Origin of the sequence: Bacillus sp. GMa5/1 (assembly GCF_050172015.1) — a bacterium.
Taxonomy (GTDB): domain Bacteria; phylum Bacillota; class Bacilli; order Bacillales; family Bacillaceae_G; genus Bacillus_A; species Bacillus_A cereus.
The window spans coordinates 1-2922 of record NZ_JBNLYC010000318.1 but is presented as its reverse complement, the minus strand read 5'-3'; the positions used below and the strand labels follow the sequence as shown (position 1 = coordinate 2922).

Here is a 2922-nt window from a genome sequence, read left to right as displayed (position 1 = left end):
CTGCTTATCAAGTTAAGCTTTCATTTTAACGAATTTCCCGAAAGAATTCTCCTTCCTCAAGCGTGTGAAGGGCGTAGCCCAACGGTAGGTGGGAGATGAATTTCGGTTTGGCGTAGCCAAAAGGTTTTCCTTTTTATTTTGCCTCCGATATAATCAGTCTTATAAATGATAAAGATTGGTATATAAATGAAATTAGATAGTAATAACCATTCAGTATTCTTGTTGTATTATCACCTTGTGTTGGTCGTGAAATACAGAAGAAATGTGTTTGATGATATGTCAGACTATGCAAAAGATATGTTTGTTCGACTATCTGAAAACTATAACATCACATTAGTTGAATGGAATCATGATGTAGACCATGTTCATATTTTGTTCAAGGCACACCCTAATACAGAAATGACAAAATTCATCAATGCTTATAAAAGTGCAAGTTCTCGACTTATTAAAAGAGACTTTCCACAAGTGAAAAAGAAACTTTGGAAAGAGATGTTTTGGTCAAGAAGTTTTTGCTTGCTAACTACTGGTGGTTCGCCAATAGACGTAGTAAAAACATATATTGAAAATCAAAGTGAAAAGTGAGGTGAAATGATATGACAAAGCAGAATAAAGCATATAAATTCCGTTTGTATCCAACAGAAGACCAAGCACATCTTATGCGTAAAACCTTCGGTTGTGTACGTTTCGTGTATAACAGAATGTTAGCTGAACGGAGAGAAGCGTATGAAAAACATAAAGATGATAAGGATCAACTAAAGAAACAAAAGCTTCCCACTCCTGCGAAATACAAAGCAGAATTTGAGTGGTTAAAAGAAGTTGATTCATTAGCTTTGGCAAATGCTCAACTAAACTTGCAAACTGCCTATAAAAATTTCTTTCGTGGTCAAAATGACTTCCCAACATTCAAAAGCAAAAAAGACAGAAAGTCTTATACAACGAATGTAGTGAACGGAAATATTATGTTGCTTAACGGTCATATCAAATTGCCAAAACTGAAAATGGTACGTATCAAACAGCATAGAGAAATACCACAAGGCCATATAATCAAGTCATGTACGATTTCTATGACACCTACTGGTAAATACTATGTGTCTATTTTGACTGAATACGAAAAAGAGATCGTACAAAAAGAAGTAGAAACAGTTGTTGGATTAGACTTTGCGATGGATCAATTATACGTCAGTTCTGAGGATGAGAGAGCCAATTATCCTAAGTTCTATCGTGAAATGTTAGACCGATTAGCAAAGGCGCAACGAGTATTATCAAGACGTACAAAAGGTTCAGGGCGTTGGAATAAACAACGTATCCGTGTAGCTAAGCTGCATGAAAAAGTAGCAAACCAACGTAAGAACTTCCTTCATCATAAGTCTAAAGAGTTAGCTACTCATTTTGATGTTGTAGCTATTGAAGATCTAAATATGAAGGGAATATCGCAAGCACTTCATTTTGGAAAAAGCGTCGCTGATAATGCTTGGGGTATGTTCACTTCTTTCTTAGCTTATAAACTAAATGAACAAGGCAAACAGCTTGTGAAAATAGACAAATGGTTTCCTTCCACAAAAACATGTAGCAGTTGTGGAAATGTGAAAAATATGTCATTGTCTGAGCGAGTCTATTCTTGTATATGCGGTGTAAATCTCGATAGAGATTATAACGCAGCTATCAATATCAAAAATGAAGCAATACGCCTATTAGCGTTAGCATAGATAGCAATAAAATAACCCCTTGGAACAAGGGAGTTAGCTCGGCTGTCTTAGGACGAATTCGTTAGCTACCAAAAGTAACGACTAACCGAGAAGCCCCCACTTCAAACAGTCTGTTAGGACGTTAAGTCGCGGGTAGTTCACTTAAGTTATGTCTAATAATATTAAGCTTTATTTATATATCCTCTGAATGCACTTTTTATATATTTATTTGGATATAAATCATTAATCATTGCGTATGGGCTTCCATTCCAGTATCTTACTACAGGTGTCCATAGTCTATGGCTTTTAAGCCACTGCATTGTGTATTGCTGTAATAATTGATTATCTGTCAGCTTTTCTTTTTCTTCAATTGTCCACCGTAATGCATCTAGCGCTTTTTCTCTCGTCCAAAAACCACTAGGTGTCATCTTAAATTCCCATTCTTTAAATTGATTTGGATATAAATCATTAATCATTGCATATGGACTATCATTCCAATATAATTGACAGGCTCCACGCAATCCTGATTGGGCTAACCATTTATTGTCGTATATATTCTTCAATTGATCCAGATTTAATTTTTCTTTTTCTTCAATTGTCCATTTTAGTGCTTGTAATGTTTTTTCTTTCGTCCAAAACTTATTAGGAGCCTTATTAAATTCCCATTCTTTAAATCGATTTGGATATAAATCATTAATCATCGCATACGGGCTTCCATTCCAAATCACCCTTAGAGGTGCACTTAGTCGATGTTCAATTAACCATTTTTGCCCATAAATTTGTAAGAGTTTTTGTGGTGGTAATTTCTCCTCTTCTTCAATTAACCATTTTAATAATTGTAGAGCCTTTTCTTTCGTCCAAAAATTTAATGGTGTCATTCTAAATTCCCATTCTTTAAATTGATTCGGATATAAATCATTAATCATCACATATGGACTATTATTATATTTGTGCTTCAATACACCACGTAATCGATACTTTGCAATCAATTTGTTATTCCAATTCTGTTTTATCTCTTCTTCATTCCAATTCAAAATTTTTGTTACTAAATACTTTGTTACTCTTCTGGCCAATTGATTATTTCTATCTAATTTCCAAGTGTTTGGTGGGAATCTATTTCTTTTTCCATCTAATATCTCCTGATAGATGTCCTCTATAGTATTAGTGTTCGTCTGCATCTTAGGACCTTCTTTTAATTATATATATAGTTAAATAGATTTTAATGTTAGGACTTTCG

Annotated in this window: 3 protein-coding genes; 2 read left to right on the top strand and 1 reads right to left on the bottom strand. The window is 34.2% G+C overall.

What is annotated here, in order from left to right; translation table 11 throughout:
- The first annotated feature begins 186 nt into the window (after positions 1 to 186).
- Positions 187 to 582, top strand: coding sequence for an IS200/IS605 family transposase (gene tnpA / locus ACQGSG_RS28010; protein WP_002153690.1), 396 nt, complete (start codon positions 187 to 189; stop codon positions 580 to 582).
- 11 nt (positions 583 to 593) lie between these two features.
- Positions 594 to 1706 (top strand): RNA-guided endonuclease TnpB family protein, encoded by a 1113-nt coding sequence (locus ACQGSG_RS28005; RefSeq protein WP_426948587.1) that lies wholly within the window; start codon positions 594 to 596, stop codon positions 1704 to 1706.
- Between the two features lie 161 nt (positions 1707 to 1867).
- Here the strand turns inward: ACQGSG_RS28005 and ACQGSG_RS28000 are convergent, their stop codons facing one another.
- Positions 1868 to 2863, bottom strand: a complete 996-nt coding sequence (locus tag ACQGSG_RS28000; protein WP_426948585.1) for a DUF4046 domain-containing protein — start codon at positions 2861 to 2863, stop codon at positions 1868 to 1870.
- Between the last annotated feature and the right edge of the window lie 59 nt (positions 2864 to 2922).

Coding starts and splice junctions, on each gene's coding strand:
- tnpA (WP_002153690.1), top strand. CDS start 187: ATGAAATTAGATAGTAATAACCATTCAGTATTCTTGTTGTATTATCAC.
- ACQGSG_RS28005 (WP_426948587.1), top strand. CDS start 594: ATGACAAAGCAGAATAAAGCATATAAATTCCGTTTGTATCCAACAGAA.
- ACQGSG_RS28000 (WP_426948585.1), bottom strand. CDS start 2,863: ATGCAGACGAACACTAATACTATAGAGGACATCTATCAGGAGATATTA.